Annotated in this window: 22 protein-coding genes and 4 tRNA genes; 12 read left to right on the forward strand and 14 right to left on the reverse strand. The window is 73.1% G+C overall.

Translation table 11 applies throughout. From position 1 onward, the window contains the following. Positions 1 to 113: 113 nt before the first annotated feature. Both B4E97_RS05165 and B4E97_RS05170 read right to left on the reverse strand, forming a co-directional pair. On the reverse strand, positions 114 to 1,769 hold the full coding sequence (locus B4E97_RS05165; protein ID WP_286956254.1) for a GTPase: 1,656 nt from the start codon (positions 1,767 to 1,769) through the stop codon (positions 114 to 116). After that, complete coding sequence (locus B4E97_RS05170) at positions 1,766 to 3,520, reverse strand: dynamin family protein (RefSeq protein ID WP_286958948.1); 1,755 nt, start codon at positions 3,518 to 3,520, stop codon at positions 1,766 to 1,768. The genes B4E97_RS05165 and B4E97_RS05170 overlap by 4 nt, the downstream gene beginning before the upstream one ends. Positions 3,521 to 3,722: 202 nt before the next feature. Here B4E97_RS05170 and B4E97_RS05175 point away from each other — a divergent pair, with 202 nt between their 5' ends. Then, entirely contained in the window at positions 3,723 to 4,664 is a 942-nt protein-coding gene (locus B4E97_RS05175; RefSeq protein ID WP_286958949.1) for a DUF929 family protein, read from the forward strand. Continuing rightward, positions 4,661 to 5,101 carry a vitamin K epoxide reductase family protein gene (locus B4E97_RS05180; protein ID WP_029211639.1) on the forward strand — a complete coding sequence of 147 codons (441 nt, stop codon included), beginning with the start codon at positions 4,661 to 4,663 and terminating at the stop codon, positions 5,099 to 5,101. Before B4E97_RS05175 ends, B4E97_RS05180 begins: the two co-directional genes overlap by 4 nt. 112 nt (positions 5,102 to 5,213) lie before the next feature. Here B4E97_RS05180 and B4E97_RS05185 read toward each other — a convergent pair whose 3' ends face one another. Then, positions 5,214 to 7,064: a bifunctional metallophosphatase/5'-nucleotidase gene (locus B4E97_RS05185; protein WP_286958950.1), complete on the reverse strand. Its 1,851-nt coding sequence runs from the start codon at positions 7,062 to 7,064 to the stop codon at positions 5,214 to 5,216. Positions 7,065 to 7,449: 385 nt separating this feature from the next. Here B4E97_RS05185 and B4E97_RS05190 point away from each other — a divergent pair, with 385 nt between their 5' ends. After that, positions 7,450 to 8,337: an antirestriction protein ArdA gene (locus B4E97_RS05190; RefSeq protein ID WP_019287751.1), complete on the forward strand. Its 888-nt coding sequence runs from the start codon at positions 7,450 to 7,452 to the stop codon at positions 8,335 to 8,337. A 2-nt stretch (positions 8,338 to 8,339) separates the two neighbouring features. On the opposite strand, the gene B4E97_RS05195 is transcribed toward B4E97_RS05190, so the two are convergent. After that, positions 8,340 to 8,412, reverse strand: a tRNA-Arg gene (locus B4E97_RS05195). Between the two features lie 70 nt (positions 8,413 to 8,482). Between B4E97_RS05195 and B4E97_RS05200 the strand changes: the two genes are divergently transcribed. Further along, positions 8,483 to 9,199 carry a 4'-phosphopantetheinyl transferase family protein gene (locus B4E97_RS05200; RefSeq protein WP_019287750.1) on the forward strand — a complete coding sequence of 239 codons (717 nt, stop codon included), beginning with the start codon at positions 8,483 to 8,485 and terminating at the stop codon, positions 9,197 to 9,199. A gap of 227 nt (positions 9,200 to 9,426) precedes the next feature. Here B4E97_RS05200 and B4E97_RS05205 read toward each other — a convergent pair whose 3' ends face one another. Genes B4E97_RS05205 through B4E97_RS05215 form a run of 3 tightly spaced genes read right to left on the reverse strand, consistent with a single transcriptional unit; the run spans position 9,427 to position 15,857 of the window. Continuing rightward, positions 9,427 to 10,770, reverse strand: a complete 1,344-nt coding sequence (locus B4E97_RS05205) for a M1 family metallopeptidase (RefSeq protein ID WP_286956228.1) — start codon at positions 10,768 to 10,770, stop codon at positions 9,427 to 9,429. Further along, complete coding sequence (locus tag B4E97_RS05210; RefSeq protein ID WP_286958952.1) at positions 10,767 to 14,645, reverse strand: Pls/PosA family non-ribosomal peptide synthetase; 3,879 nt, start codon at positions 14,643 to 14,645, stop codon at positions 10,767 to 10,769. The genes B4E97_RS05205 and B4E97_RS05210 overlap by 4 nt, the downstream gene beginning before the upstream one ends. A gap of 54 nt (positions 14,646 to 14,699) precedes the next feature. Next, positions 14,700 to 15,857 (reverse strand): PrsW family intramembrane metalloprotease, encoded by a 1,158-nt coding sequence (locus B4E97_RS05215; protein WP_286958954.1) that lies wholly within the window; start codon positions 15,855 to 15,857, stop codon positions 14,700 to 14,702. Between the two features lie 44 nt (positions 15,858 to 15,901). On the opposite strand from B4E97_RS05215, the gene orn reads away from it, so the two are divergent. Both orn and B4E97_RS05225 read left to right on the forward strand, forming a co-directional pair. Further along, positions 15,902 to 16,540, forward strand: coding sequence for an oligoribonuclease (gene orn, locus B4E97_RS05220; RefSeq protein ID WP_286958955.1), 639 nt, complete (start codon positions 15,902 to 15,904; stop codon positions 16,538 to 16,540). A 101-nt stretch (positions 16,541 to 16,641) separates the two neighbouring features. After that, positions 16,642 to 16,717 (forward strand) — tRNA-His (locus B4E97_RS05225). Between the two features lie 96 nt (positions 16,718 to 16,813). Here the strand turns inward: B4E97_RS05225 and B4E97_RS05230 are convergent. Together B4E97_RS05230 and B4E97_RS05235 are read right to left on the reverse strand one after the other, a co-directional pair. Then, positions 16,814 to 18,247, reverse strand: a complete 1,434-nt coding sequence (locus tag B4E97_RS05230; protein ID WP_286958956.1) for a thioesterase domain-containing protein — start codon at positions 18,245 to 18,247, stop codon at positions 16,814 to 16,816. Continuing rightward, a complete protein-coding gene (locus B4E97_RS05235; RefSeq protein WP_286958957.1) occupies positions 18,240 to 18,611 on the reverse strand; it encodes a hypothetical protein in 372 nt (123 codons plus the stop codon). The genes B4E97_RS05230 and B4E97_RS05235 overlap by 8 nt, the downstream gene beginning before the upstream one ends. A 168-nt stretch (positions 18,612 to 18,779) precedes the next feature. Between B4E97_RS05235 and B4E97_RS05240 the strand changes: the two genes are divergently transcribed. Next, positions 18,780 to 19,445: a copper resistance CopC family protein gene (locus B4E97_RS05240; RefSeq protein ID WP_286958958.1), complete on the forward strand. Its 666-nt coding sequence runs from the start codon at positions 18,780 to 18,782 to the stop codon at positions 19,443 to 19,445. A 74-nt stretch (positions 19,446 to 19,519) separates the two neighbouring features. Here B4E97_RS05240 and B4E97_RS05245 read toward each other — a convergent pair. Continuing rightward, positions 19,520 to 19,594: transfer RNA gene (locus tag B4E97_RS05245), tRNA-Lys, on the reverse strand. Positions 19,595 to 19,687: 93 nt separating this feature from the next. After that, positions 19,688 to 20,275, reverse strand: a complete 588-nt coding sequence (locus tag B4E97_RS05250; RefSeq protein ID WP_286958959.1) for a DUF3618 domain-containing protein — start codon at positions 20,273 to 20,275, stop codon at positions 19,688 to 19,690. Between the two features lie 160 nt (positions 20,276 to 20,435). Here B4E97_RS05250 and bcp point away from each other — a divergent pair, with 160 nt between their 5' ends. The 3 genes from bcp to arfB all read left to right on the forward strand — a co-directional run bounded on the left by bcp (position 20,436) and on the right by arfB (position 21,501). After that, positions 20,436 to 20,906: a thioredoxin-dependent thiol peroxidase gene (bcp, locus tag B4E97_RS05255; protein ID WP_286958960.1), complete on the forward strand. Its 471-nt coding sequence runs from the start codon at positions 20,436 to 20,438 to the stop codon at positions 20,904 to 20,906. Positions 20,907 to 20,946: 40 nt separating this feature from the next. Next, a tRNA-Leu gene (locus tag B4E97_RS05260) sits at positions 20,947 to 21,026 on the forward strand. Positions 21,027 to 21,045: 19 nt separating this feature from the next. After that, positions 21,046 to 21,501: an alternative ribosome rescue aminoacyl-tRNA hydrolase ArfB gene (gene arfB, locus B4E97_RS05265; RefSeq protein ID WP_286955650.1), complete on the forward strand. Its 456-nt coding sequence runs from the start codon at positions 21,046 to 21,048 to the stop codon at positions 21,499 to 21,501. Positions 21,502 to 21,596: 95 nt separating this feature from the next. Here the strand turns inward: arfB and rdgB are convergent, their stop codons facing one another. Then, positions 21,597 to 22,199: an RdgB/HAM1 family non-canonical purine NTP pyrophosphatase gene (gene rdgB / locus B4E97_RS05270; protein WP_286958961.1), complete on the reverse strand. Its 603-nt coding sequence runs from the start codon at positions 22,197 to 22,199 to the stop codon at positions 21,597 to 21,599. Beyond that, the gene (rph, locus tag B4E97_RS05275) at positions 22,196 to 22,945 is read right to left on the reverse strand and encodes a ribonuclease PH (RefSeq protein WP_286958962.1); all 750 of its coding nucleotides are present in this window, start codon (positions 22,943 to 22,945) and stop codon (positions 22,196 to 22,198) included. The genes rdgB and rph overlap by 4 nt, the downstream gene beginning before the upstream one ends. Positions 22,946 to 23,141: 196 nt before the next feature. Between rph and B4E97_RS05280 the strand changes: the two genes are divergently transcribed. After that, positions 23,142 to 25,391 carry an MMPL family transporter gene (locus B4E97_RS05280; protein ID WP_286958963.1) on the forward strand — a complete coding sequence of 750 codons (2,250 nt, stop codon included), beginning with the start codon at positions 23,142 to 23,144 and terminating at the stop codon, positions 25,389 to 25,391. A 75-nt stretch (positions 25,392 to 25,466) separates the two neighbouring features. Here B4E97_RS05280 and B4E97_RS05285 read toward each other — a convergent pair whose 3' ends face one another. After that, on the reverse strand, positions 25,467 to 26,357 hold the full coding sequence (locus B4E97_RS05285; RefSeq protein WP_239266071.1) for a TetR/AcrR family transcriptional regulator: 891 nt from the start codon (positions 26,355 to 26,357) through the stop codon (positions 25,467 to 25,469). A gap of 58 nt (positions 26,358 to 26,415) precedes the next feature. On the opposite strand from B4E97_RS05285, the gene B4E97_RS05290 reads away from it, so the two are divergent. Next, on the forward strand, positions 26,416 to 26,796 hold the full coding sequence (locus B4E97_RS05290; protein WP_019287725.1) for a cytochrome b5 domain-containing protein: 381 nt from the start codon (positions 26,416 to 26,418) through the stop codon (positions 26,794 to 26,796). Positions 26,797 to 26,801: the final 5 nt, after the last annotated feature.

Below are 26,801 nucleotides of genomic sequence, written 5' to 3' on the forward strand. Positions count from 1 at the left end.
CGGCGCCGCTCCGGGCCGGAGCCCTGGCGATGCCTGGGCTGGCGAGCACGCTGAGCTGGCGGGCAGGGCTGGCTGAGCTGGCGGGCAGGGCTGGCTGAGCTGGCGGTACTCGGCTAGCCCTTGATCGCCTGGTCGAGCAGCTCGCGGGTGCGGCCGTGCCGAGCGAGCACCGCGTGCACCTCGCTGACCAGGCGCTCCTGCGCGACGTCGTGGATCGCCGCGTCGAAGCGCCGGCCGATGCCGTCGCGGCGGCGCCGGGCGCCGGCCCTGGCGATGGCCCGGCCGAGCGCCGCGAGCAGGAGCCCGAGCAGGAGGCCACCGACCAGCATGAGCAGCGGGTAGGGCAGGATCCCGACAGTGGGGGGCTCGGGCACCGGCAGCTGGGCCCAGCCGAGGCCCATCAGGACCAGCAGCCAGACCAGGCCCGCGACCGCGACGAGCGCGAACAACCACTGCAGCCCGTTGAACACGCTCCACCACAGCGGCCGTCGAGCCCGCAGCGGCACCTCGAGCACCGTCTGGTCGAGGGAGTCGACCAGGTCGTTGTCCTCGGGGGCGGCGGCCCGGTGCACGGCGTCGGCCCAGCGGGTCGGCAGGCCCTCGGAGGCCACGTCGGCCAGGTGGCGGGTGGCCAGGTCCACCGAGGCGCGGGCGGCCGGGGTTGGCGGCGGCAGCGAGGACCGGCCGATGGTGCGGCGCACGTCGGTGGCCTGGATGCCCAGGTCGTTGTCCTCCTTGAGGCGAAGCCGCTTGAGCGGGTCGGGCCGCAGCGCGTGACCCCAGCGCGTGAACGGCCATCCTGTCGTCTGCGCGGCCTCGCGACGGTAGTCCCGCTCGACCGCCTCGAGGACGACGGGCACGCCGGCCGCGCGTCCGAGGGCGGCGACCAGCTCGTCGGAGGGCCCGTCCGGGAGCTGCGGGTCGGTGGACCCCACCTCGTCGCGCAGCTCCTCCGCGGAGGCGCGCAGGTCACCCGTGAGCCGGCGCTCGGCGGCCGTGCGTGACGAGACCGCCTCCGCGAGCCGCTGCTGCAGGACGTCCAGGCCCATCCCGGTGCGGGCCGACGTGGGGATCACCTCGGCCGACGGGATCCCGTCGTCCGCGAGGATGCGGCCCAGGTCGGCGGTGCACTGCTCCACCCCCTCGGGCGACAGCCGGTCGGCGTGGTTGAGCACGACCACGGTGACCGCGTCGTGCTCCGAGAGCACCTGGATGTAGTCGTCGTGCAGGCGGGCGTCGGCATACTTCTGGGGGTCCGTGACCCACACGAAGACGTCGACCAGCTGCAGGACGCGGTCGGCCTCGGCCCGGTGCGACTGGGTGCGCGAGTCGAAGTCCGGCAGGTCGAGCAGCACGAGCCCGTCGAGGTCGGCCGCGCGCCCGTGGACGGGGTCGGTGGCGACGCGGTGGCGGGCTCCGACGCCGAGCCAGTCGAGCAGCGGCGTCGCGGGGTCGTCGCCCCACACCGCGGCGCTGGCCGTCGAGGTCGTGGGCCGGCGGGCGCCGACCCGCGAGACGTCCTCGCCGACCAGGGCGTTGAAGGTCGACGACTTCCCCGAGCCGGTGGCGCCCGCGAGCGCCACGACCGTGTGCGACCCCACGAGGGCGGTGCGCTCGCGGGTCTGGTTGACGATCCGGCGGGCCGGCGCCACCGCCTGCTCGCTGAGCTCGGCGCCGCCGGTCTGCAGCGCCTCGGCGAGGATCCGCGCGCGCTCGGTAGCGGGGAGCGCGGTCTCCTCGGTCGTGCGACGTCGCAGGATGCTGGTCATCGGGCCGCCCTCACGCTCACGGCGGCCTGGGCCAGGTCGCTCGACTGGTTGGTGTCCACCGCGACGTCGTCGACCGCCTCGAGATAGCGGCGCTCCTCGTCGGCGTACAGCGCCTGGACCCGGTCCATCAGGTCCCGGCGAGCCTTGCGGGCCAGGTCGCGCACGGCCTGGTCGCCGAAGATCGCCTCCAGGATGCGCTGCCCGAGGACGGCGGAGCCCGCGGCGATCCCGCCCTCGGCGCCCGTGAGCCCGCTGGTGTGGGTGAAGACCACGAGCATCAGCACCACGGACAGCGCGTTGACGCCGTAGGCGAGGACGCGCGCGGTCGTGCGCTTGTCCTGGCCCTCCTCGCGGATCATCGCGAGCAGGTCGGACTGCCAGTCGCGGACCAGGCGGTCGACGCGGTCGGGCAGGTCGACGGAGGACATGCCGAGCCCCGTGCGGTGCGCCAGCAGGACCTCGCCGCCGGGCGCGTTGCGCCACTGGCGACGGACGTCGGAGGCGGCCCGGTCGGCCTGGGCCTGGATGAGGGAGGCGACACCGGACTGCAGCACCTCGCCGAGCTGGTCGGCGGGCTGGGGCTGGCCCTTGACCGCGGCGGTGATCCGGTCGCGGATCCGGCCGATGCCAGACTCGATGGTGCGCAGGAACTCGCCGGTGCCCACGAACTCCTGCCAGCGGGCGAGCACCTCGCCCCGCAGGAGGGTGCCGTCGCTGACCCCGAGCTCGACCCCCTCCAGGGCGTCGTCGTAGGCCCGGTCGGCCGCGAGTCGCAGCCCCGAGGCGGCCATCTGCTGGTCGTCGCTCGCCTCGACGAGCCCCGTGACGCGGCCCGAGAGCGAGTCGAGGGCGCCCGACAGCGTGCGCCGGACGACCGTCTGGCGGGCCACGGCGTCCTCCGCGAGGGTGGCCAGCCAGCGCCGCAGCGGACCCACCTCGCGCTCGGGCAGCAGGCCGCCCTCCTCGAGGACCGTCTCGCGGACCGTGAAGATGGGGGCGCCCTCCAGCCGCTGCTCGGCCAGCATCCGCGCAAGGTCCTCGCGGACCTCCACGACGGCCTCGTCGGGCACGCGGTCCAGGACGATCGCGACCGAGGTGCCGCGGTCCCCGGCCTCGCGCAGGAGGTCCCAGGGCACGGCGTCGGCATACCGGGCCGCCGTGGTCACGAAGAGCCACAGGTCGGCGGCGTTGAGCAGCTGCCGCGACAGCTCGCGGTTGGCGGCGACCACGGAGTCGATGTCGGGGGCGTCGAGCAGGGCCAGCCCGGCGGGGAGGGAGTCCGAGGTCACCAGGCGCACCGAGCTCATGTCGTCGTCCGCGGTGCCCTGGCTGTCGCTGCGGCCGGTGAGCCGGCCGAAGCGCGGCAGGACCTTGGTGGTGAACCACTCGCGGTCCGCCTCGTGGTGCACGAGGACGGGGGCCCGGGTCGTGGGCCGCAGCACGCCGCTGCGCGACACCGTCTCGCGAACGACGGAGTTGACCAGGGTGGACTTGCCCGAGCCGGTGGACCCGCCGACGACGACCAGGAGAGGCGCGTCCAGCGCCGCCAGCCTCGGTATGACGTAGTCGTCGAGCTGGGTCACCAGGCTGGTGCGGGCGGCGCGAGCCTCGGCGGTGGAGGCCAGCTCGATCGGGAACTGCGCCCGGTCGACGACGGTCTTGAGGTGTGCCACGGCATCCGGCAGCCGGTCGTTGCCACCAGGCGCCGGGCTGTCCACCATCTCCACGAGTCCCCCACGGGTTGCGATCACGGATCGTCACCACGGCACGCACGTTCGGGCCCTGGGCGTTGCGCACATTCTGACAGGAACCTCCCCGTTTCGTCGGATCTTCGCCCTGACGAGTCCCTCCGGGGTTTCCCCTGGTGGGCTCGATACACTCCCCCGGAAGGCCGACGCGCGTGACGGACCGTGACCCGCCCGGCGTCCACACCCCACCCGTGCAGGAGCCCCCTTGTCCGCCAAGAAGAACCGCGCGAACAACGCCAAGCAGGCCGCCCGTCAGCGTGCCGCCGAGATCCGCGCCCAGCAGGAGGCGGCCGAGCGCAAGCGGCGGCTCCTCATCGCCGCCGTCACCTCCCTCGTGGTCCTCGCCATCATCGGCGCCATCGTGGCCGTGGCCGTGCTCAACAAGGACAAGCCCTCCCCCGCCGCCGCGGGTGCGGTCAAGCTCGACGCCGCCGCGCTCTCCTCGATCAACGACGTCCCCGCGACGGCCTTCGCCGCCGCGGGCGTGAGCGACCAGATCACGAACGGTCCGAAGCGGGTCAAGGACGCGCCCGCCGCCACCCGCGAGGGCAAGCCGCAGGTGCTGTACGTCGGTGCGGAGTACTGCCCGTACTGCGCCGGGCTGCGCTGGTCCACGGCGGTGGCCCTCGGGCGTTTCGGCCAGTGGACCTCCCTCACGGAGAGCAAGTCCATCCAGGAGTCCGGCCTCGACCCGCTGTCGACCGTGTCCTTCAGCCAGCAGAACCACGGCGCTGCGTACACGAGCGACACCCTGGCGTTCAACGGCTACGAGACCACAACCTCCGAGCAGCGCAACGGTCAGTACGTCAAGCTCGACACCCTCGAGGGCGAGGACGACGTGACCTTCAAGAAGTACGACTTCCCGCCCTACGTGCAGGGCGACGGTGGCTCCATCCCGTTCCTGTCGATCGGGGGCAAGACCTTCCAGTCCGGCGGCATCTTCGACGTCCGCGTCCTCGAGGGCAAGACCACCCAGCAGATCGCGACCGCGCTCAAGGACCCGCAGGACGAGACGACCAAGCAGATCCTCTCCGGCGCCAACGTCATCACGGCCGCCATCTGCGAGCAGACCGGCAACAAGCCCGCCGACGTCTGCTCCTCCGCCCCTGTCAAGGCGGGTGCCGCCAAGATCCAGGACCACCAGTGACGTCCGGTCTGCCCGGCTGGCTGCGCTCGGGAGCGCTCCTGCTGTCGCTGGTGGGTCTGCTCGCGTCGGCCTACCTGACCTACGAGCACTTCACCGCGAGCGCGACGCTCGCCTGCCCCGAGGGCGAGGTGCTCAACTGCGCCAAGGTCACCGAGAGCCAGTACGCGACCTTCCTCGGCCTGCCCGTGGCGCTCGTCGGTCTCGCCTACTTCGTCGTCGTGACGCTGCTCTGCCTGCCGGCCGCGTGGCGCCGTGCCGACCTCGACCTGCCGCGCCTCGTCCTGCTGGGGGTCGGTGTCCTGATGGTCTTCTACCTCGTATGGGCCGAGCTGTTCGGGATCGGGGCGATCTGCCTGTGGTGCACCGTGATCCACGTCGCGACGGTCCTGCTGTTCATCCTGCTCGTCTTCGGCCGGGCGCTGGCGCCGCGCCGCTGAGGCAGGCCGCTGCGCCCACCGAGCAGCGAGGCGCCCCGCCCCCCCGGTGAGCCCGGGAGCGGGGCGCCTCGTCATACGGCAGGGACGACGAGAACGACCTGCCCGTGCCTCGTCAGCGCAGGACGATGCGGTCCAGCGGGCCCGGGGTGTAGGGCGAGCTCGCGGCGAGGTAGGCCGCGAAGCCGTCGATGTCCAGGCCGCCGATGAGCTTGCCCGTCGCCTCCTTGAAGACCGGGAAGCCGTCGCCACCGTCCGACAGGAAGTTGTTGGTCACGACGCGGTAGGTCTTGCTCGCGTCGTTGGCGACCGGCTGGCCGCCGATGGTGACATTGCTGATCGCCCCCGCCGCGGTCCGCTCGTAGCGGAAGCCCTTGCTGACCTGCAGCACCTTGGGGAAGGACGCGTTGGTGCCCGTGAACTGCTGGCCGAGCAGGGTGTAGATCTGCGCGCCCGTCATGTCCATCGAGACCAGGTAGTTGTTGAACGGCTGGACCTGGAAGGCCTCCTCGTAGGTCACCACGCCGTCGCCCTCGGCGCCCGACGCCTTGTAGGTGAGGTCGGTGCGGATGCCGCCGGGGTTCATGAAGGCGACGACCGGCTTGACGCCGTTGCTGACCACCGACGGGTCGGCGAGCTGGGCGTCGGCGATGAGGTCCCCGAGCGCCGACTCGCCGGCGGGGTTCTGCGTCCTGGTGACGTCCGTGGTGATGCGGCCGAGCACCTTGCTCGCGATGGGCTTGACCAGCTCCTTGTACTTCGCGATCAGGGAGCTGACCGCGGGGTCCGGCGTGACGGTGCGGGTGACGATGCGGTTGTCGACCCGGACCGAGCTGCGCACGATGTCACGGGACTTCGTGTCGTACTTCATCCGGGCGTCGGTCACGAGCCGGCCGAAGGACAGCGCCGAGGTCACGTAGCGCGGCCGGCCGTCCGGGTCGGGCACGTCGCACACGTAGGACTGGTGCGTGTGCCCGGTCATGACGAGGTCGATCTTGGGCGAGAGGGTGCGGGCGATCGGCAGGATGTCGCTGTTGGGGTCGAGCTCGCCGCCCTTGCCGCAGACGGCGTCGTAGGCCGGGTTGACGGGGTAGGTCTTGCCGTCGGGGGCCTTCCACTGCTGCTGCTTGAGCGAGCCGCCCTGGTGCACCATCGCGACGATCGCCTTGACGCCCTTGCGCTGCAGGTCGCGGGCCGCGGCGTTCATCGTCGACACCTCGTCGCGGAACTCGAGACCGGCCACGCCGGCCTGGGTGACGATGTTGGGGGTGTCCTTGAGCACGGCGCCGACGAAGCCGACCTTGACGCCGCCGACCTCCTTGATCGTGTAGGCCGGCAGGACGGTGCGGTTGGTGCCCTTGTAGAACACGTTGGCCGCGACCATCGGGTAGTCCGCGCCCTCGAAATCGCCGGCGGCGCAGGAGTTCTGGTTGTCCTTGCCGTCGCCGTCGTCGAGGCAGCCGCCCTTGATCAGGCGCAGCATCTCGCGGTAGCCCTCGTCGAACTCGTGGTTGCCGATGGTCCCCACGCCGACGCCCATGAGGTTCATGGCCTCGATGGTCGGCTCGTCGTGGAACGCGGCGGACAGCAGCGGGGAGGCGCCGACCTGGTCGCCCATCGCGGCGGTGATCGTGCGGGTCTGGCCCTCGCGCAGGGTCTTGAGGTGGGTGGCGAGGTATGCCGACCCGCCGGCGTCGACCGTGACGTCGACCGGCTTGCCGGTGGTGGGGTCGAGGCGGTGGTCCACGACGACCCGGCCGCTGGAGCCCGTCGGGCCCTCGAGGTTGCCGTGGAAGTCGTTGAAGCCGAGGATCTGCAGGTCGACCAGCTTGTCCTTGCCGGGCTTCTTGCCCTTGGCGTCGGCTCCGCCCTGGTCGGCGGGCGCCGCGGCGGCGGTGGTGGCGGACGCGGCCAGCACCAGCCCCGCGAGGGCGGCGGCGGCACGCGTGGTGCGCACTCGAGACATGTCACTCCCAGTGGACGGCACGCTCTCGTCGTCGGGAGCGTGCAGGTGGTCCGGCCCCTGGGGTGGGGGCCGGCGAGATGAACGCTAGCCTCGGCCTCCGACAGACCGTCAAGACCGCCACCGGGTGACATCGCGGCATCGGCCCGGTGAACAGGGTGCCGGGCCGCCCGTGGAGCCGCCACCGTCGGTCACCCTGCGTGATCCGTGCGCGCCGACCGGGCGGTCATCGTCGGACAAATGCCTCTCCTTTCCGCAGGTGCGGGGACCGCGACGACCGGGGGCCCCTACGGTCGTTGACGGACCAGACAGCAGGGGCGACCGGCGCCCTGCCGGAGGCGCGAGACCAGCGCCAGAGCAGCACGAGATCACAGAGACGGAGGCGAGGATGTCGGGCACCCCCCTCAGCGACAGCTACCGACACCGCCCCCAGCCGCTCCCCGAGGACGTCGCCGAGCTCAGCTGGATGCGCGAGCACCGCCGCACGGCCGCGTGGACCGACGCCGCCCTCGAGTCGGACCTGGCCGTCCACGGTCGTCCCGGTGCCGCCCTGTGCCACGTGATCGGTGAGCACCTGGAGCCGGAGGCAGAGTCTCCGCTCGGCGAGTTCGTGATCTACGACATCCTCGACCCGCACGCCGTCCTCGACCAGCTCCCCACCCTGCGCCCCTGCGGCCACGCCAGCTGGACCGAGGCCCTGCGGGGCTTCTGCGCGTCGGCGATCCGGGTCGGCTGGGTCGGGCGGGAGGCCGAGCGTCAACCTCGCCCCATGCTCTACGTCGCCCGGTCCGGGTGCAGCGTCGGCGAGTGGATCGACATGACCCGCCCCGAGCGCCAGGTCGAGCAGGCGCTCGGCTCGCTGCCCGGCGACCCCGCCGACACCCAGTGGCAGGTCCACGGCCGGATGGGTTTCTACCACGTCTATCCGATGGCGCAACCGGAGCTGTGGACCATGAACGCCGTCGCGCAGGGCATCGACCGGCACGGCGAGGCCTACGCTGCCTACGCCGAGATGACCTTCCAGCAGGGCATGTCCGAGCACGACTTCGAGGCGCGGTACCGCGGCCACGTCGCCACGCTGGAGGAGTTCGTCTTCGACCAGGCCGAGTCCCGCGGGTGGCTCGCGGCCCTGGCGACCCTCAACCGGGTCGACGGGCTGGCCGGCGCCGTGTCGCTGGACATGAGCCTGCTCACCCGCCAGGTCTTCTCGTCGGGCTACTCCTACGAGCCCGGCGCCGACGGCTATCACGTGTTCGGTCCGCCGGACCTGTCCTGAAGCGCCCCCAGCAGGACTCGAACCTGCAACCGTCGGATTAGAAGGCCGATGCTCTATCCGTTGAGCTATGGGGGCCGGCCATCCAGTCTAGTGGCCGGTCGCGCCGCTGCCTGCACCCCGTGACCTGCGGTGCGACGATGACCCCATGATCACCGGGGACGTCGAGGTCCACCTGGCCCACGTGGTCGACATACCCGCGCTGCGCGGGCTGCTCGACGACGACGAGCTGCGCCGCCTGGACGGGCTGCACCGGCCGGCGGACCGCGCTCGGCTCGTCACCTCGCACGCCCTCCTGCGCCTCGCCCTGGCCTCCCGCTGCGGCGTCGACGCCCTCGAGGTCGTGCTCGAGCGCCGTTGCCCCACCTGCGGATCCACCGAGCACGGCAAGGTGCTCGCCCCGGACCTGGACCAGCACGTCAGCCTCGGCCACGCCGGCGACCTCGTCGTGGTGGCCCTCTCCCCCACCGCCCCGGTCGGCGTGGACGTGGAGGTCGAGTCCGCCTGCGGCTTCGAGGGATTCGCCGAGGTGTCCCTGCACCCTGCCGAGGTCGAGGAGCTGGCGGAGCTGTCCGAGCGCGACGCCGACTGGGCGCGGGCGACCTGGTGGGTCCGCAAAGAGGCCGCCCTCAAGGCGACCGGCCACGGCATGACGATCGACCCGACGAGCGTGCGCGTGACCCCACCGACGGAGGAGCCGGCCCTGCTGGCCTGGCCCGAGTCTCCCTCCCCCACGGTGCATCTCGCGGACCTGAGGGTGCCAGGATCGTATGCCGCGGCCGTGGCCCTGCACGACGTGGACGACCGGGTCGCGGCGATCGACGTCACCCAGCTCGACGGCGACGAGCTCCTCCGCGTCGACTAGCTGCGCCCGTCCAACCTCCGTGCGATGGCAGCCGTGACAGGCGCACGCCGCCGTCGAGGTGCCACCCGCCCCAGCGGCGGGCACACGTGCTGCACATAGGGAGAGCGGTCGAGATCCACCTGTTGCGGCACAACGGAACTCACGTGGGAGACCGACCATAGTGCAGCAGTTGTGCACGCGCCGGCGAGTCGGCCGGACCCAGCCGACCGGCAGCAGTGTCAGCGGCGTCAGCGGCGAGGGAGCTCGGGCAGGGTCGGCTGCTCGAGCCACGCCTTGAGCAGCGAGCGGGCGGTCGCTCCGCCATACCGCTGGGCGTGGGTCACGAACATGTCGGTGGTGACGACGGAGTGCAGGTGGTCGGCCACCCAGGACTGCACCAGCTCGCCGAAGACGCTGTCACCCACCGTGATCCGCAGCGCGTGCAGGGTCAGGGCGCCGCGCTTGTAGACGCGGTCGTCGAACATGTCGCGCGCCCCCGGGTCGGCGAGGACCAGGTCCTGCGGCTGACGCTTGAGGGACGCGTGCCAGCGGCGGGCGTGGGCGTCGGTGGACTGACCGCCGGCGTGCGGCGACCACAGCCACTCGGCGTAGCAGGCGAAGCCCTCGTTGAGCCAGATGTGCTGCCAGGTCGCGACGCCGACGGCGTTGCCGAACCACTGGTGCGCGAGCTCGTGCGCCACCAGCCGCTCCTCGGACCGGCGCCCGGTGCAGTGGTTGGCCCCGAACGTCGAGAATCCCTGCGACTCCAGCGGGATCTCGAGCGGGTCGTCCGTCACGACCACGTCGTAGGCGGGGAACGGGTAGGGCCCGAAGAGCTCGGTGAACACGGCCATCATCTGCGGCTGGCGCCCGAAGTCGTGCAGCGCCTCGGCCTTGAGCCGTGGCGGGACGTGCAGGGTCTGCGGGACGTCGGGGGCGTCGGCGATGCGCGCGGCGGTGTAAGCCCCGATCTGCACGCTCGCGAGGTAGGGCGCCATGGGCTCGCGCTGCTCGTAGGTCCAGCTGGTCCGCGATCCCCGCACGACCCGCTGCACCAGCACGCCGTTGGTGACGACGGTGTATGGCGAGTCGCAGGTCACCGTCGTCGCGTAGGTCGACTTGATGCCGGGGTGGTCGTTGCAGGGGAACCACGTGGGGGCGCCGTCGGGCTGGCCGGCGACGAGCACGCCCTCGGTCAGCTCCTCCCAGCCGACCTCGCCCCACAGGCTCCGGCTCGGGCGCGGGTTGCCCGACCACTGCACCTCGACCACGAGCACCGCCCCGGCGGAGACCTGACCCGGGAGCGTGACGGTGAGCCGGGCCGCGCGGTGGGCGTAGCGGGCTCGCTTGCCGTCCACCAGGACCTTGGCGACCGCCAGCGGGCCGGCGAGGTCGAGGGCCAGCCGGTCGATGCGGCGGGTGGGGCGCACGTGGATGCGGGCGCGCCCGGCCAGGCGGTTGCTCGCCACGCGGTAGTCGAGCTCCAGGTCGTAGTGGGCGACGGTGTAGCTCGTGTCGCCGTGCGCGGGGACGTAGGGGTCGGGCTCGAGCTCGGCCGAGGTGCGCGGGCGCGGCAGCGCGGGTGGCCTCATGCGGAGCCCGCCCAGGGGGCGATGGGGTTGCCGATCCAGCGGGTCCCGGCGGGCACCTGCTCGCCACGCAGCACGAGGGACGCCGGGCCGACGGTCGTGGACTCGCCGAGGCCGGCGGCAGGCAGGATCACGCCGTGCGGGCCCATGGTGGCGCCGGTGTCGAGGGTGACGGTGTCCATCTGCATGATCCGATCATGGAAGAGGTGGGTCTGCAGGACGCATCCACGGTTGACGCTCACCCCGTCTCGCAGGGTGACCAGGTCGGCCTCCGGCAGCCAGTAGCTCTCGCACCAGACGCCGTGCCCGATCCGGGCCCCGAGGGCGCGCAGCCAGACGTTGAGGACCGGCGTGCCGGTCGCGGCCCAGGCGAGCCAGGGGGCGGCCACCATCTCGACGAAGGTGTCGACGACCTCGTTGCGCCACACGAAGGTGCTCCACAGCGGGTGCTCCACGACGCGCAGCCGGCCGACGAGCAGCCACTTGACCGCGACGGTGATCGCGCCGGCCAGCACCCCGGTCAGCAGCAGCACCACACCGGCGAGCAGGGCGGCGGCCCACCAGCCGACCTGCACCCACAGGACCTCGAGGGTCGCCACCACGAGCACCGCGAGGGCGATCGTGCACATGACGGGTATGACGCGGCACAGCTCCACCAGGGCGCGGGCGACCTTGAGCCCGGGGGTGGGGTGGTAGGTCCGCGACAGGTCGTGGTCGGTGGCCTGCCGCTGCAGGCGCACCGGCGGGCTCCCCAGCCACGACGAGCCCGACTTGGACTTGGCGGGAGCGGCAGAGAGGACGGCGACCAGGCCGTTCTTGGGGACGCTGCGCCCCGGCGCGGCCATGCCCGAGTTGCCGAGGAAGGCCCGCTTGCCGACCTTGGCCCGCTCGATGTGCACCCAGCCGCCGCCGAGCTCGTAGGACGCGATCATCGTGTCGTCGGCCAGGAAGGCGCCCTCCCCCACCCGGGTCATCGCGGGCAGCAGCAGGACGGTGGAGGCCTCGACGTTCTTGCCGACGCGGGCGCCCAGCAGCCGCAGCCACACCGGGGTGAACAGGCTGGCGTAGATGGGGAACAGCTGGGTGCGCGCGCTGTCGAGGAGGCGCTCGGTGGCCCACACCTGCCAGCCGATGCGGGACCGGACGGGGTGGTAGCCGGGGCGCAGCCCCAGACCCAGCAGCCGCACGCAGACCAGCGTCAGCAGCATGAGGGTGAGCATCGCGACCACGGTGGCCGGTGGCGTCCACACGAGGGCCCGCAGCAGGGCCGCGGACAGCGTCGGCGCGTCGTGGACGGCCCAGAGCACCAGCGCGGCGGCCGGCACGACGGCGAGGGTGGGGACGAGGCCGAGCAGGACCGAGCTCACGGCATACGCCGTCAGCCAGGCACGCGACTGGGCCGGACGCTCGGTGGGCCAGGTCGGGCGCGCCCGGCCGACCTTGGTGGCGGGCGAGCCCGCCCACAGCTCGCCGTCGGGCACGACCCCGGTGACATAGGACCCGGGCAGCACCTCCGCGTCGCGGCCCACGACTGCGCCGGGCCCGAGGGTGGAACGGCCTCCGACGACCGCGCCAGGGCGAACCGTGACCTGCCCGACGTGCAGGACGTCACCGTCGAGCCAGTGCCCGGCGAGATCGACCTCGGGCTCGATCGAGGCACCGCGACCGAGCGACAGGAGGCCGGTGATGGGAGGCAGGGTGTGCAGGTCGGCGTCGCGGCCGATCTTGGCGCCGAGGGCGCGGGCGTAGTAGACGATCCACGGCGCGCCGGCCATGGTCACCGCCCCGACGGCCTCGGCCAGCCGCTCGGCGGCCCACAGGCGCAGGTGCACCGAGCCGCCGCGGGGGTAGCTGCCGGGGCGGACTCCGCGCAGGAGCAGGCGGGCCCCGACGACCGTGATGCCCATCCGCCCGACGGGCGTCAGCAGCAGGAACCAGCCGAGCAGGATCGCCCACCACGGGGCGGTGGGCGCCCAGGGGATGTCCCAGACCAGGGCGGCGACGGAGTTGGCGGCGGCGACCCCCACCAGCCACTGCAGCCCCGTGACCGTCGACAGGGGTATGCCGAGAAGCAGCTGCGCGAGCTGGGCCCGCCGGGGCACGGGGGTCACGGTGCGCGGTGGGGTGTCGTCGGCGCGCAGGCGCGCCGCCATGACGTCGAGGTAGGACGCCTGGTCCGCGAGGCGCGGGTGGGCGTAGGCGTCGGCGACCGTCATCTCGGGGTGGGTCGAGCGCAGGACCGAGACCAGCTGAGCGGTGGTGAGGCTGGACCCGCCGAGGCCGAAGAAGTCGTCGTCCGGGCTGGTCACGGGTGAGCCGAGCACCGAGGACCACTGCTCGGCGAGCCAGGCCGTGGTGCCGGTCAGCTCGCTCGTGCCACCCGGAGCGCCCGGGGCGCTCGGCGCGAGGTCGGGCAGCGGCCAGGGCAGGGCGTCCCGGTCGACCTTGCCGGAGGTCTTGCTGGGGAGGGTGTCGACGACGGCGATGAGGGGCACCAGCGCGGCGGGCAGGACGCTCGCGAGCTCGCTGCGGGCCTGGGCGCGGTCGAAGCCGTCGGGGTCGTTCGGCACGACGTAGCCGACGAGGATCTGGTTGCCCGCGTCGGTGGTGCGGACCGCGGCGGCGGCGCCGGCCACCTCGGGCAGCGCCTGCAGGGCCGCGTCGACCTCGCCGAGCTCGATGCGGCGGCCCCCGAGCTTGACCTGCTCGTCGGCGCGCCCCATGAAGATCAGGCCGTCGGGCTCGTAGCGGACGAGGTCGCCCGAGCGGTAGGCGCGGTCCCAGCCGAGCAGGGGCAGGGGGGCGTACTTCTCGGCGTCCTTGGCCGGGTCGAGGTAGCGGGCCAGGCCGACGCCGCCGATGATCAGCTCGCCGACCTCGCCCTCGGCGACCAGCTCGCCGTCCCTGACGATCGCGAGCTGCCAGCCGTCGAGGGGCAGGCCGATCGAGACGGCACCCTCGCCGGTCATCCGCGCACCGCACGCGACGACCGTGGCCTCGGTGGGACCGTAGGTGTTCCACACCTCACGGCCGGGGCGCACCAGCCGCTCGGCCAGCTCGGGCGGGCATGCCTCGCCGCCGAAGATGAGCAGCCGCACGGCGTCCAGGCTCGCGGCGGGCCACAGCGCCGCGAGCGTCGGGACCGTCGAGACGATGGTGATCCCGCGCTCGACGAGCCAGGGGCCGAGGTCCATGCCCGTGCGGACGAGGGCACGCGGTGCGGGCACGAGGCAGGCGCCGTGGCCCCACGCGAGCCACATCTCCTCGCAGCTGGCGTCGAAGGCGACGGACAGGCCGGCGAGGACCCGGTCGCCCGGGCCCTGGGGTGCGTCCTGGAGGAACATGCGTCCCTCCGCGTCGACGAAGGCCGCCGCGCTGCGGTGGGTCACCGCCACGCCCTTGGGGGTGCCGGTGGACCCGGAGGTGAAGATCACCCACGCGTCGTCGTCCGGCGTGGGACGTCCGCGCTGGTCGGCGGGCCGGTCGGCCTCGAGGTCGAGCAGCTGCAGCCGCAGGCCCGCGCCGACCACCGCGACCGCCCCCGCCTCGGAGAAGACGAGCTCGGCCCGCTCGATCGGGTCGTCGGCGTCGACCGGGACGTAGGCCGCCCCGGCGAGCAGGATTGCCACGATCGCGACGTAGAGGTCGCAGGTGCCCGACGGGACGCGCACCCCGACCTTGTCGCCGCGGCGCACTCCCTCGTCGCGCAGCCGGTCGGCGAGCCGGGAGGCGGCGGTGCGCAGCTCGGCATACGACAGGACCGTCGTGCCGTCGTCCAGGGCCGGTGCGTCGGGGTGGTCCCGGACGACCTCGTCGAGGAGGTCGACCAGGGTGCGCTCGGGCGGCGTGCTGCCGCCGATCAGCTGTGCCGTTGCCACGTATGACGTCCCTGCTCTGCTCCCTGACCGCGACGCGGACCGACGGCCCAGACCTTACAGGGCGCGCGAGCCGACGAACTGCGACCGACACTCCATCATGGTGGCCAGCAGGTGACGTTCCAGTGCGAGCACGCCGTCGTCGACGTCGCCGAGCTCCATGCGGTGCCGGAGCATCGCGAGGTCGCTGGCCGCGTCCTGGAACCGGTCCATGGCCGCCTGGCTGCGGCGGCCCCCGATGCCGCGCGCCCACTCCCGGGCCTGGCGCCGCGCCGGAACGGAGGAGAGCATGGCGACCTCCGTCGGGGCCAGCCACCCGGCCCTGGCGTAGCGCGTCAGCTCGACCGAGATGATCCGTGCCTCCCGGCGCCGGGCCCACACGGCCAGGGCCACGAACGCCGCGAAGAAGGGCACCTGCAGGAGGACATAACCCGTGAGGAAGCCCTCGAGACCGGCCACGGCGGAGAGGTTCCAGGCGGCGTGCAGCGCCACCGCGACGGCCCACCCGACCACCGGCGCGACCAGGCGCAGGGGGCCGCGCCTGCGGTAGACCGCGACCCCGATCCCCACCCCCGTGCAGCACGTGAAGATCGGGTGCGCGAACGGGCCGACGACGCCTCGCAGGACGAACGTCGCGACGAGGCCCGCGCCTCCCGCCTCGTTGAAGGCGCGGCCGAGGTAGAGGATGTTCTCGCCGAACGCGAAGCCGCCCGCGACCAGGCCGGCGTAGACGAGACCGTCGACCACGCCGTCGAACTCGCGGCGCTGCAGCCACAGGATGACGAGCAGCCCGAGACCCTTGGCGCTCTCCTCCACGACCGGGGCCACCACCACGGCACCCAGCGACGTCGGGTCGGTCCCGGTGGCCCCGGCGATGATCGCCATGGTCCCCGTGTTGGCGACGAGGGCGACCGCCGTGGCGACGACCGCTCCCCAGGCGAAGGCCAGGACCAGCATGCGCCGCGGCTCGCTCTCGAGCCGGTCGATCCACAGGAACGCCGGCACGACCACCCCCAGCGGGAGCGCGGCGAACACCAGGCCCAGCAGCCCCGCCCCCACGCCGGTCGAGATGCCGACCGCGCCGAGCAGCACGAGCGAGCACAGCCCGAACCCGATGATCAGCAGGCCGACCATCAGCCAGCGACGGAGCGTCATCCGACGCGGTGGCACGGCCGCGGCCATGGACAGCGGGGGTCCCCCGGGCGACCGACTCATGGCTGCAGGCTAGCCGTCCAGGTGAGGTGGCTACAGTGGGGCGGGTGAGTAGCGCTGCCACCGACAAGGCCCTGACCGACCGGATCGTCTGGATCGACTGCGAGATGACCGGGCTGTCGCTCGAGCACGACGCACTCATCGAGGTGGCCGCCCTGGTGACCGACTTCGAGCTCAACCAGCTCGGTGAGGGCGTCGACGTGATCATCCGCCCCGGGCAGGCCGCACTGGACCAGATGAACGACTTCGTGCGCGAGATGCACACCACGAGCGGGCTGCTCGTCGAACTCGACTCGGGCCTGACGATGGCCGAGGCCCAGACCCGGGTCCTGGACTACGTCCGGGAGTGGGTGCCCGAGCCGGGCAAGGCCCCCCTCGGCGGCAACACCGTCGCCACCGACCGCGGCTTCCTCGCCCGGGACATGGTCGAGCTGGAGTCCTACCTGCACTACCGGATCATCGACGTGTCCTCCATCAAGGAGCTGTCCCGCCGGTGGTACCCGCGGGCCTACTTCAACTCCCCCAAGAAGGTCGGCGGACACCGGGCCCTGGCCGACATCACCGAGTCCATCGCGGAGCTGCGCTACTACCGCGAGGCGGTGTTCGTGCCCCAGCCCGGGCCGACGACCGACCAGGCGCGCGGCATCGCGGCGAAGTACGAGGGCGGCGGGACGCCGAAGGCTTGAGCGGCCGGCTCTGCCCGAGCGGAACGTGGTCGGAAGCACGCCGGATCCACGGTAGTATGGTCCGCGCTGCTCGACGCGGGTGACCGTGGTCGAGGTGCATGGTGGGTGTAGCTCAGCTGGTAGAGCACCTGGTTGTGGTCCAGGTGGCCGCGGGTTCAAGTCCCGTCACTCACCCCAGTCGGCGAGAGGCCCCGGATCGTCCTGATCCGGGGCCTCTCGCACGTCTCGAGACCCCTTGCACCCCTTGAGACCCCTCGCACGTCTTGAGACCCCTCAGCGTCCGCGGTCGGCGGTGATGCGGACGTGGACGGTCTCCATCGAGGCCGAGGTGCCGCCCGAGGTGAGGACGCCCGCGTCGCGCATCTCGGTGACCACGCGAGCCAGCGACGGGTCGGTCGCCGCGAGGTCGTCGGCCTCGTCCGCTGCGCGGGCGTAGGTCCGCAGGTCGTGGTTGGGACCCGTCCCCTCCAGGCCGCTGTCGAACCGCACGGTCACCCGCCGGGCGCGGTCACCGTTGGGTCGACCGTCGAGCTTGGTGACGACGTCCCGGTCGCCGTCCAGGGCCAACGTGGTCACGCCACGCGGTTGCCGCAGGTGGGCGATCGGCGCCGCGACAGCGACCACGTGAGTCACGCGATAGCCCTGGCTCCGCAGCCGGTCGGCCGCGACGACGGCAGCCATGCCGCCCTGCGAGTGTCCCGCGAGCGCGATCGGCACGTCCTTGGGGACGCCCGAGGCGACGACCGCCGCCTCGACCCCTCGCGCGTAGGCCGTGGCGTCGCCGCCCAGGAGGCCCACGTTGCCACCGAGGTCGCGAACCTGGTCGGTCTCGTGGCCGGGGAGGCTCCAGGCGTCGGTGCCGGGGACGTCGACGAGCACGGCCTGCCGCTCCACCCCATCCTGCCGGCTCGTGATCCGCCGCACCGCGATGGTGCCGTCCTCCCTCTCGTTGGTGGCGGCGAGGCCGCGCACGACATCGGCGGTCCGCGTCGGCGCGGACCCCACCGTCGCCGGCCCAGCCGCACCCACCACCGGCTCGCCATCCACCCACAGCGGCGCCGCCGCGTGCGCCACCACGGCCACCGGGGCCCAGGACGCGTGCTCCCCGAGGACCTCCTGGCCCTGGTCGAGCCGGGCGCCGGCAACCCCCGGGGCCGCGAGCGCGGCCGCTCCGTTGATCCGGTGCTCGAGCTCCCCAGCATGCGCCGCGGCCCAGCGACCGGCCGCCTCCTGGGGGTCGAGCGGCTCCCCGGCCCGCACCACCTCCACGGCATAGGCCTGGGCGACCGCGACGGACGCACCAGCCGGGTCGGTGACGACGTCCTTGACGGTCAGGAGCAGGCCGACCGCGTCGCCCGCATCCCACAGGGCCACGTTGGCCGCCTCGGCCAGGTCGTAGCCGCTCGCCGCGGTCACGAGAGCGTTGCCGAGCACCTGGGCCCCGCCGCCGACGACGAGCGGAGAGTGGGGGCCGAGAGCCGACCGTTGCAACGCCGCGCCGGCCACCAGCGCCGTGGCGGGCGCCAGCACGGCGGTCGCCTCGACCGCGAGGCCCGCCCCCGCCAGGGCGCCCGCGACGCCGACCTCGTCGAGCTCGGCGCCCACGCCTCGGCACAGGACGCCCAGCATCAGGACGTCGTCAGCGACCACCCGTATGCCGCCGGCGCCACCGTCGATGCCGGTGATCCGCAGGGGCTCGTCACCCATGACGACCTCCGAAGACGGCCGAGCCCGCCGGCCCCACCACCTCGCCGCGCAGCGCCCGGCGGACCGCCTCGGCCCCCTGGTCGGCCGCCTCGCTCACGGCGGCCGTGGTCGAGACGAGCTCCGCCCAGGCGGCGGAGACCGCCAGACCGTGGGCCCGGACCGCCACGGCAGCGTCGTGCACCTGCTCGGACCCTGCACGCAGGCCGGCGACCAGGTCGTCGACCCGGTCCCGAGCCGCCTGCGCGGCCGGCGACTGCCACTCCACCACCGCCGCCGCCTGGGCCAGCCGCTCCGCCGCCCGGCCCATCCCCGCCGCGTGCTGCTCGAGCGCCGCCGCGCACGCCACGACCTGTCCACCGTCCACAGCCACCTCCACCTCCGCACCGTCCTCCCATGGACGATCCTGGTGAGGATGCTAGGAAGGACCTGCACCGCCCAGGAGGCACCGTGATGCTCCTGGGGACGACGCCGACCGGATCGCGACGACCTGTGGACAAGGTGGCCGCGAGACGCGTCCAGCCCGGAAGGAACCATGCCCACCCACCTCAGCCCAGCCCGTCGAGCGGCCCTGCCGCTCCTGATCCTCCTGACCGCCGCCCTCGTGCTGCTCGGCGCCGGCCCGGCCTTCGCCCACTCGGCCCTCGTGTCCGCCGACCCCGCCGACGGCAGCACCGTCCGGACGGCGCCGAGCGCGGTGACCCTGACCTTCAACGAGGACATCAAGGGGCAGTTCAGCAAGGTGATCGTCACGGACCCCGACGGCCGCCAGGTCGCGGAGGCGGCCACCGTCGCCGGTCCTGTCGTCAGCGCAAAGCTGCCGTCGGGCCTGGTGGACGGCCGCTACCGCGTCGTCTACAGCGTCGTCAGCGCCGACACCCACCGGATCGCGGGCGAGCTGCACTTCACCCTCGCGGCGTCGGGACCCGCAGGCACGAGCACCTCCGGCACCACGTCCACCAGCTCCACCCCGGCGACGACGAGCACCTCAGGCACCACGAGCGCGGCAACGTCGAGCGCGGCGAGCACCAACGCCTCGTCCACCCCGTCCGACCCGGCCGGCCCCGCCTCCGCCCAGCGCACCGGCGGCACGTCCCCGTGGCTGTGGATCGGCCTCGCGGCGGTGCTGGCCGTCGGTGGCCTGGTCAGTCTCAGCCGCCTCACCCGGCGTCGCCGCGGCGAGGCAGGCCCGCGCCGCTGACGCCGGCGCCCGGCCGGCGAGACGGTCCCGGCATGACGAAAGGCCCGGTCCAGGTGGACCGGGCCTTTCGTGACTGGTGCGCCGCCAGGGATTCGAACCCCGAACCCAGTGATTAAGAGTCACTTGCTCTGCCATTGAGCTAGCGGCGCAACGAGGTAAGACCTTACCAGGTCAGAGGGGGCTACATGAAATCGAGGTGACCCCGCCGTGACGGGGCCACCTCGATCCGGGCGCTGGGGGTGTCAGCCGCGGTTGCGGCGAGCCACGCCGAGGCTGATGAGGACGGCCCCGGCGGCGGCCAGGCCGGTGGCGACGCGGTCCATGCGCAGCTCGCCGTCGGCGTCGTGCGTGGCCTCGTCGACCTTGAGGCGGGCCTGGTCGGCCTTGACCTGCGCGCGGGACCGCAGGTCGGCGAAGGTGGTCTGCGCGGCCGGGTCGGCGTGCTGGCCGTGGCTCTCCGAGCGCGACTTCAGCTCGTCGATCTTGGCGGTGGCGGTCGCCTTGAGCTCCTCGGCCTTGAGCGTCGCCGTGGTCTTGAGCTCCTCCGCCTTGGCCTTGGCCTGGTCGGCCACGGACGCGTCGGAGTGGGAGGTCGTGGTCGTCCCCGCGGACGAGTAGTGGCTCGGGCCCGTGGTCGCGCCGGCGGAGGTCCCCATCAGCGAGTGGTACTTGGCCATGACCGTCTCGCGCAGCTGGCGCTTCTGGTCGGCCACGATGTTCTTGGGCTGGGCGCGGTAGGCCAGCTCGTCGATGGTGGCGGCCAGACGCTCACGGCTCTTGGCGATGTCGGACTCGAGGTCGGACACGGACTTGTTGGGCTGCTCGGTCACGATGCTCTCCTAGCGTGGGGGGATGCGCGGGACGCAGGTCTTGCGTCGACGATAACGCAGGTGGGGCGCCCCTCGTCGGAGCATCCGCCTGCGCGGCTGCAGTCCGGCATACCCCGTAGGCTCGGGGTGCATCCCGACCAGCCGCCCGGAAGGACCCGACATGCCCCGTCTCGAGCCCGGCGACCAGGCCCCCGACTTCACCCTCCCCGACGACACGGGCGCGCCGGTGTCCCTCGCCGACTTCCGCGGGCGGCGGCTCGTGATCTTCTTCTACCCCGCCGCCATGACGCCCGGGTGCACCGCCGAGGCCTGCGACTTCCGGGACTCGCTGGGGTCGCTGCAGGCGGCGGGCTACGAGGTCGTCGGCATCTCCAAGGACAAGCCGGAGAAGCTCGCGACCTTCCGCGAGAAGGAGGGGCTCACCTACCCCCTGCTCGGCGACCCGGGCCTGGACGTGCTCAAGGCCTACGGCGCCTACGGCGAGAAGAAGAGCTACGGCAAGACGATCGAGGGCGTGATCCGCTCCACGATCGTGCTGGACGAGCAGGGCCGCGTCGAGCTGGCGAAGTACAACATCAAGGCCAAGGGGCACGTCGCCTCGCTGTCCAAGGCCCTGAGCCTCGCCGAGTAGCCTTGGCCTCCCGCCCGGTCGCCGTCGTGCACCGGGCCCCGCGCACGTGGTGGAACTGGCAGACACGCAGGATTTAGGTTCCTGTGCTCCGGCGTGCGGGTTCGAGTCCCGCCGTGCGCACCTCTGAGAGAGTGGTCGTATGCCGACCGCCGACCTCCGCGTCCCCTCCGGCCCGGGCATCCCCCGCGGGCTCGTGGTGCCGGCGTCCGAGCTGACGGAGCGGTTCTCGCGCGCGTCCGGCCCCGGCGGCCAGGGCGTCAACACGACGGACTCGCGCGTGCAGCTCTCGTGGGCGCCCGCCACCTCGACCGCCCTCAGCGAGGCGCAGCGGGCGCGGGTGGTGCAGGCGCTGGAGCCGCGGCTCGTCGACGGGGTGATCACCATCGACGCCTCGGAGCACCGGTCCCAGCGCCAGAACCGCCAGGCGGCGCGGCACCGGCTGGCGGAGGGCGTCCGCGCGGCCCTGGCTCCCCCACCGCCACCGAGGCGGGCGACCAAGCCCACCAAGGGATCTCAGCGCCGGCGCCTCGCCGCCAAGTCGCGCCGTGCGGACGTGAAGTCCGGACGAGGGCGCGTGACCCGCGCCGACGACTGACGTCTCGCGCGACGCTGGACACCGGGCCGACACCTGTCGCCCGCACCCCGCGACCCGAGCCCCGCGTGCCGAACCTTGCGACCCAGCAGCAGGATTCAGGCCAGCAGGCGGGCGATCTCGGGCGCGAGCGCGCGGAAGGCCTTGCCGCGGTGGGAGATCGCGTTCTTGTCCTCGGGGGACAGCTCGGCGGCGGTGCGGGTGTCCCCCTCGACCTGCAGGATCGGGTCGTAGCCGAAACCGTTGCTGCCGCGCGGCGCTCGCGTCAGCATCCCCGGGAAGTCGCCCTCGCGGCACACGGTCGTCCCGTCCGGCAGCGCCAGCACCGCCGCGCACCGGAAGCGCGCCCCACGATGCTCGTCCGGCACGTCGGCGAGCTGGTCCAGCAGGAGGCGCAGGTTGGCTGCGTCGTCCCCGTGCCGACCCGACCAGCGGGCCGAGAACACGCCGGGAGCACCGCCGAGGACGTCGACGGCCAGGCCCGAGTCGTCAGCGACGGCAGGCAGATTCGTCATGCGGGCGGCATAGGTGGCCTTGAGCGTGGCGTTGGCCTCGAAGGTCACCCCCGACTCGACGACGTCCTCCAGGTCGGGGAACTCCCCCAGCCCGACCACCTCGACGTCCGGCAGGGACTCCCGCAGGATCGTCTCGAGCTCACGGATCTTGCCGGCGTTGCGGGTGGCGAGGACGACCCGGCTCACTGGACGCGCTCCCGCGGGGTCTCGGCCAGGGCCGCCTGCTGCAGGCGGGTCAGCTCGGCGCACCCGGCCGTGGCCAGCTCGAGCAGGGCGTCCAGCGTGGCCTTGTCGAAGGGCTCGGCCTCGGCGGTCCCCTGCACCTCGACGAAGCGTCCGTCGCCGGTCATGACGACGTTCATGTCGGTGTCGGCGGTCGAGTCCTCGGGGTAGTCCAGGTCGAGCACCGGCACCCCCTTAACCACGCCCACCGAGATGGCGGCGACCGAGTCGCGCAGGGGCTTGGCGCCCTTGGCGATCGCGCCGCTCGTGACCCCACCGGCGATGGCGTCGGCGAGGGCGACATACGCGCCGGTGATCGCGGCCGTCCGGGTCCCGCCGTCGGCCTGCAGCACGTCGCAGTCCAGGACGATGGTGTTCTCCCCCAGCTGGTCCAGGTCGACCACGGCCCGCAGCGAACGTCCCACCAGGCGCGAGATCTCGTGCGTGCGGCCACCGATCTTGCCCTTGACCGACTCGCGGTCCGAGCGGGTGTTGGTCGAGCGCGGCAGCATGGCGTACTCCGCCGTGACCCAGCCGCGGCCCTGCCCCTTCATCCAGCGCGGCACGCCCTCGGTGAAGCTCGCGGCGCACAGGACCCGCGTGCGCCCGAACTCCACGAGCACCGACCCCTCGGCGTGGTCGAGCCAGTTGCGGGTGATGCGGACGTCGCGGAGCTGGTCGGGCGTGCGCCCGTCGTGGCGTGCAGTCATGGACCTCACCTTATCGAGCCCGTATGCCGGGCCCGCCCGCTCGCGGCGTACGGCACCCGGCGGTGGACGGCATACAGGCTCGGCACAGGTGGGTCCAGGGATTGCGTGGCGGCGCGCGCAGGCACGCCACATTTGTTTCACTGGTGGAATGAGCCCCCAGCCTGGTCGCCATCGCCCCCATCGAACCGGGACCGGAGTGCCGCGACCAGGCCGCTGGCTGCTCGCCGCGCTGGTGGTGGTCGTCGCCTGGCTCGCCGTCGGCGGGCTCGGCGGCCCCAAGATCGGCGGCCTGTCCTCGGTGCAGAAGAACGACCAGGCGGCCTTCCTGCCCGCCAGCGCCGAGTCGACCAAGGCCCGCGAGGTGGCCGAGCGCTTCCAGGAGCAGTCGACGCTGCCGTTCTTCGTCGTGGTCGAGCGCGAGTCAGGGCTCACCGCCGCCGACCGGGCCGCGGCCCAGAGCTATGTCGACTCGATCCCCTCACTGACCCTGCCGGGGGCACCCCAGGTCAGGCTGCAGTCCCTGCTCGCGGGGCCCGCCGTCGCGATCCCCTCCCCGGACGGCAAGGCGCTGCTCGTCCCCGTCAGCGTGGACTCGACCAAGACCGACACCGAGATCGACGGGGTCAAGCCCGTCGGCGCGGTGGCCGAGGCGCTGCGCACCCATCGGGACGCCGTCCTCGCCGGGAGCGGCCTGCAGGCGTACGTCGCCGGGCCTGGCGGCTTCACGGCCGACCTGGTCAAGGCCTTCGGCGGGATCGACGGGGTGCTCCTGCTCGTGGCGCTGGGCGTGGTGCTGGTGATCCTGCTCGTCGTCTACCGCAGCCCCGTCCTGCCGTTCGCCGTCCTCGCCACCGCGGTCTTCGGGCTCGCCGCCGCGGGGCTGGTCATCTATCCCCTCGCCGAGGGCGGCCACCTCACCCTGTCCGGGCAGAGCCAGGGCATCCTGTCGATCCTCGTGGTCGGCGCGGCGACGGACTACGCGCTGCTGCTGGTCGCGCGCTACAAGGAGGAGCTGCACGACGACGAGGACCACCGCGTGGCCATGCGGCGCGCCTGGCGCGGCACGGTCGAGCCCATCGTCGCCTCCGGCGGCACCGTCATCCTCGGGCTGCTCTGCCTGCTGCTGTCCGACCTCGGCAACAACGCCAGCCTCGGCCCCATCGGCGCCCTGGGCATCGTGGGCGCCATGCTCGCCGCCCTCACCTTCCTGCCCGCGGTGCTGCTGCTCGCCGGTCGGCGCATCTTCTGGCCGGCCATCCCCCGCGTGGACCACGTGCACTCCGAGTACGCGGTCGCGACGGCTCCGGCAGACGAGCCCGGCTCTGCTGCACCGACCTCGACGACCTCGGCGGGTGCGAAGCGGGGCGTCTGGGGCCGCGTCGCCGGCCTGGTCGGGCGCCACCCGCGTCGCGCCTGGGTGCTGTCGGCGCTGGGGCTCGCCGTGTGCGCGGCGTTCGTGCCCGTGCTGCGCGCGGACGGCGCGCCGCAGTCGACCTACTTCACCACCGAGGTCGAGTCCGTCACGGGCAACAAGGCCCTGGCCCGGCACTTCCCCGGCGGGTCCGGCTCGCCCGTGCAGGTCATCGTGCCCTCCGCCACGGCCGCCCAGGTCACCACCGCCCTCCAGGGCGTCGACGGGGTCGCGTCGGTCGTGCCGCTCACCGCGCAGGCCGGGAGCACGGGTGGCGGACGGCCCGGTCAGGGCGCGCCGCCCAAGGTCGTCGACGGTCGTGTGCTGCTCCAGGCCACGACGACGCCGGCCGCCGACACGCCGGAGGCGCAGGACGTCGTGCGCGGCATACGGTCCGTCGTGCACCCGATCGCCGACGGCTCCCTCGTGGGAGGCGTCGCCGCCCAGGGTCTGGACTCCCGCGACGCCGGGGTGCACGACCTGCGGACGGTCGGGCCGGCCATCCTGCTCGTCGTCTTCGTGGTGCTCGTGATCCTGCTGCGCTCGATCGTCGTGCTCGTGATCCTGCTGCGCTCGATCGTCGCGCCGGTGCTGCTGACCCTCGCCAACGTGCTGAGCTTCGCCGCGACGATGGGGGTCTTCGCGGTGCTGTTCACCTGGGTGCTCGACTACCCCGGCTTCGACCCGACCGTGCCGCTGTACGGCTTCGTGTTCCTGATCGCGCTGGGGATCGACTACTCGATCTTCCTCATGACCCGGGTGCGCGAGGAGAGCCGCAAGCGCGGGACCCGCGAGGGCGTGCTCGTCGGGCTGGCGGTCACCGGCGGCGTCATCACCAGTGCCGGGATCGTGCTGGCCGCGACCTTCTCGGCGCTCGGGGTGCTGCCGCTGAGCTTCCTGGTGCAGATCGCGTTCATCGTGGCGTTCGGGGTGCTGCTGGACACCTTCGTGGTGCGCTCGCTGCTCGTGCCGGCGCTGGTGCGCGAGCTAGGCGACCGCGTCTGGTGGCCCTCCGCCCTGTCCCGCCGGCGGTAGAGGCATCGACCGGCCGTCGTCCCCCAGGCTGATGCCTCTGCCCCCGGCGGGTCCTAGGCGGTCGGCGGGCGGCTCTCACCGGGGGGCCGCGGGCCGTGACGGACGGGACAACAGCTCCGCGACCTGACCCTCGAGCCTGGTCAGGAGGCCCTCGATCGTCGCGTCGTCCCAGGCCAGGTCGGGGTCCGGCTCGAGATGGCTGAGCAGCAGCCCCACCAGCAGCCGCTCGGGCTCTGACCAGGCCGCCTCTCGAGATGCGCCGAGCAAGCGGGTCGTATGCCGCTCGTCCAGCCACGCCGGTCGCGGCAGGGCCCGCAGGACCACGCCGGTCATCATCGCCCCGGTCGCGCCGGACAGCGCACGGAAGCCGTCGTCCCCCTGCAGGGGCGGCGCCAGGCGATAGCCGATGAGCCCGACGAGGTTGGCGTAGATCCCGGCCCGCCGGGCGACGAACGCCTCCTCGGCCTCGGCGAGCGCCGACCCCACCGCCTCACGGACGGCCCCCTCGGGCAGCCCCTGGTAGGTCGCCGCCAACGACACGAAGGTGCGCCAGCGCGGTGAGGCGACGATGCGTCGTACGTCCAGGTCGACCGAGACCCGGAGGGCCTCCACGACCAGGTCCCGGCGCCCCTGCTCGCCGCCGAGGTCGGCCCGGTGGTCGTCGACGACCTCGAGGAGGCGGACGAGGTCCTGCTCGGTCTCGGGGATCAGGGAGGTGCGCCGCACGGTCTCCACGAGCACGTCGGCCAGGAAGGCCTCGCGGCTCGGCCAGCGGCGGTATGCCGTCGCACGGGAGACGCCGGCCTCGGCGATCACGGCCTCCATGCCGACATCGGCGAGGCTCACCGTCATGCCCTGGGCCTCGATGCGGGTGAGGGCCGCGTCGAGCATGCGGTCCGCGACGGGGTCCTCGCCATGGCGTCGGGGACGGTTCGGGGATCCCCCTGATGCCGGAGCGCGAGTCATGCGACATAGTGTCTCACGACAGCGATGCGACACCGTGTCTCATCGCGGAGAGGACGCCATGAAGCTCTGGATGTGGATCACCCTGGCCGTCGTGATCGCGGTGGCGGCAGCGGTCGTCTATGCCTATGCCAAGCCCAACCCGAACGCCGGGGACCCCACCAAGCTGCAGCGCACCGTCAGCAGCGCCGAGCAGCACACCCTGGACACGGTGACCATCACCGGCGACCAGCTCACGGCGGCGACCTGCGCGGATGGCGCCGCCTGCTACCTGGCCGTGGACGGCGTCGTCTACGACATGAGCGGGTTCCCGTCGTGGATGAAGCGGGGTCGCCACCACGGGATCGAGGCGGGCACGGACGCGACGGAGGCCTTCGTGAGGTCGGGGCACGCGAGGGACAAGCTGCAGTCGATGCCGGTCGTCGGTCGCCTGCGCCGCTGAGACCC

Source organism: Arsenicicoccus sp. UBA7492 (assembly GCF_002479615.1).
Lineage (GTDB): Bacteria > Actinomycetota > Actinomycetes > Actinomycetales > Dermatophilaceae > Arsenicicoccus > Arsenicicoccus bolidensis.

Coding starts and splice junctions, on each gene's coding strand:
- B4E97_RS05165 (WP_286956254.1), bottom strand. CDS start 1,769: ATGACCAGCATCCTGCGACGTCGCACGACCGAGGAGACCGCGCTCCCC.
- B4E97_RS05185 (WP_286958950.1), bottom strand. CDS start 7,064: ATGTCTCGAGTGCGCACCACGCGTGCCGCCGCCGCCCTCGCGGGGCTG.
- B4E97_RS05190 (WP_019287751.1), top strand. CDS start 7,450: ATGTCGGGCACCCCCCTCAGCGACAGCTACCGACACCGCCCCCAGCCG.
- B4E97_RS05200 (WP_019287750.1), top strand. CDS start 8,483: ATGATCACCGGGGACGTCGAGGTCCACCTGGCCCACGTGGTCGACATA.
- B4E97_RS05205 (WP_286956228.1), bottom strand. CDS start 10,770: ATGAGGCCACCCGCGCTGCCGCGCCCGCGCACCTCGGCCGAGCTCGAG.
- B4E97_RS05215 (WP_286958954.1), bottom strand. CDS start 15,857: ATGAGTCGGTCGCCCGGGGGACCCCCGCTGTCCATGGCCGCGGCCGTG.
- B4E97_RS05230 (WP_286958956.1), bottom strand. CDS start 18,247: ATGGGTGACGAGCCCCTGCGGATCACCGGCATCGACGGTGGCGCCGGC.
- B4E97_RS05240 (WP_286958958.1), top strand. CDS start 18,780: ATGCCCACCCACCTCAGCCCAGCCCGTCGAGCGGCCCTGCCGCTCCTG.
- bcp (WP_286958960.1), top strand. CDS start 20,436: ATGCCCCGTCTCGAGCCCGGCGACCAGGCCCCCGACTTCACCCTCCCC.
- arfB (WP_286955650.1), top strand. CDS start 21,046: ATGCCGACCGCCGACCTCCGCGTCCCCTCCGGCCCGGGCATCCCCCGC.
- rph (WP_286958962.1), bottom strand. CDS start 22,945: ATGACTGCACGCCACGACGGGCGCACGCCCGACCAGCTCCGCGACGTC.
- B4E97_RS05285 (WP_239266071.1), bottom strand. CDS start 26,357: ATGACTCGCGCTCCGGCATCAGGGGGATCCCCGAACCGTCCCCGACGC.
- B4E97_RS05290 (WP_019287725.1), top strand. CDS start 26,416: ATGAAGCTCTGGATGTGGATCACCCTGGCCGTCGTGATCGCGGTGGCG.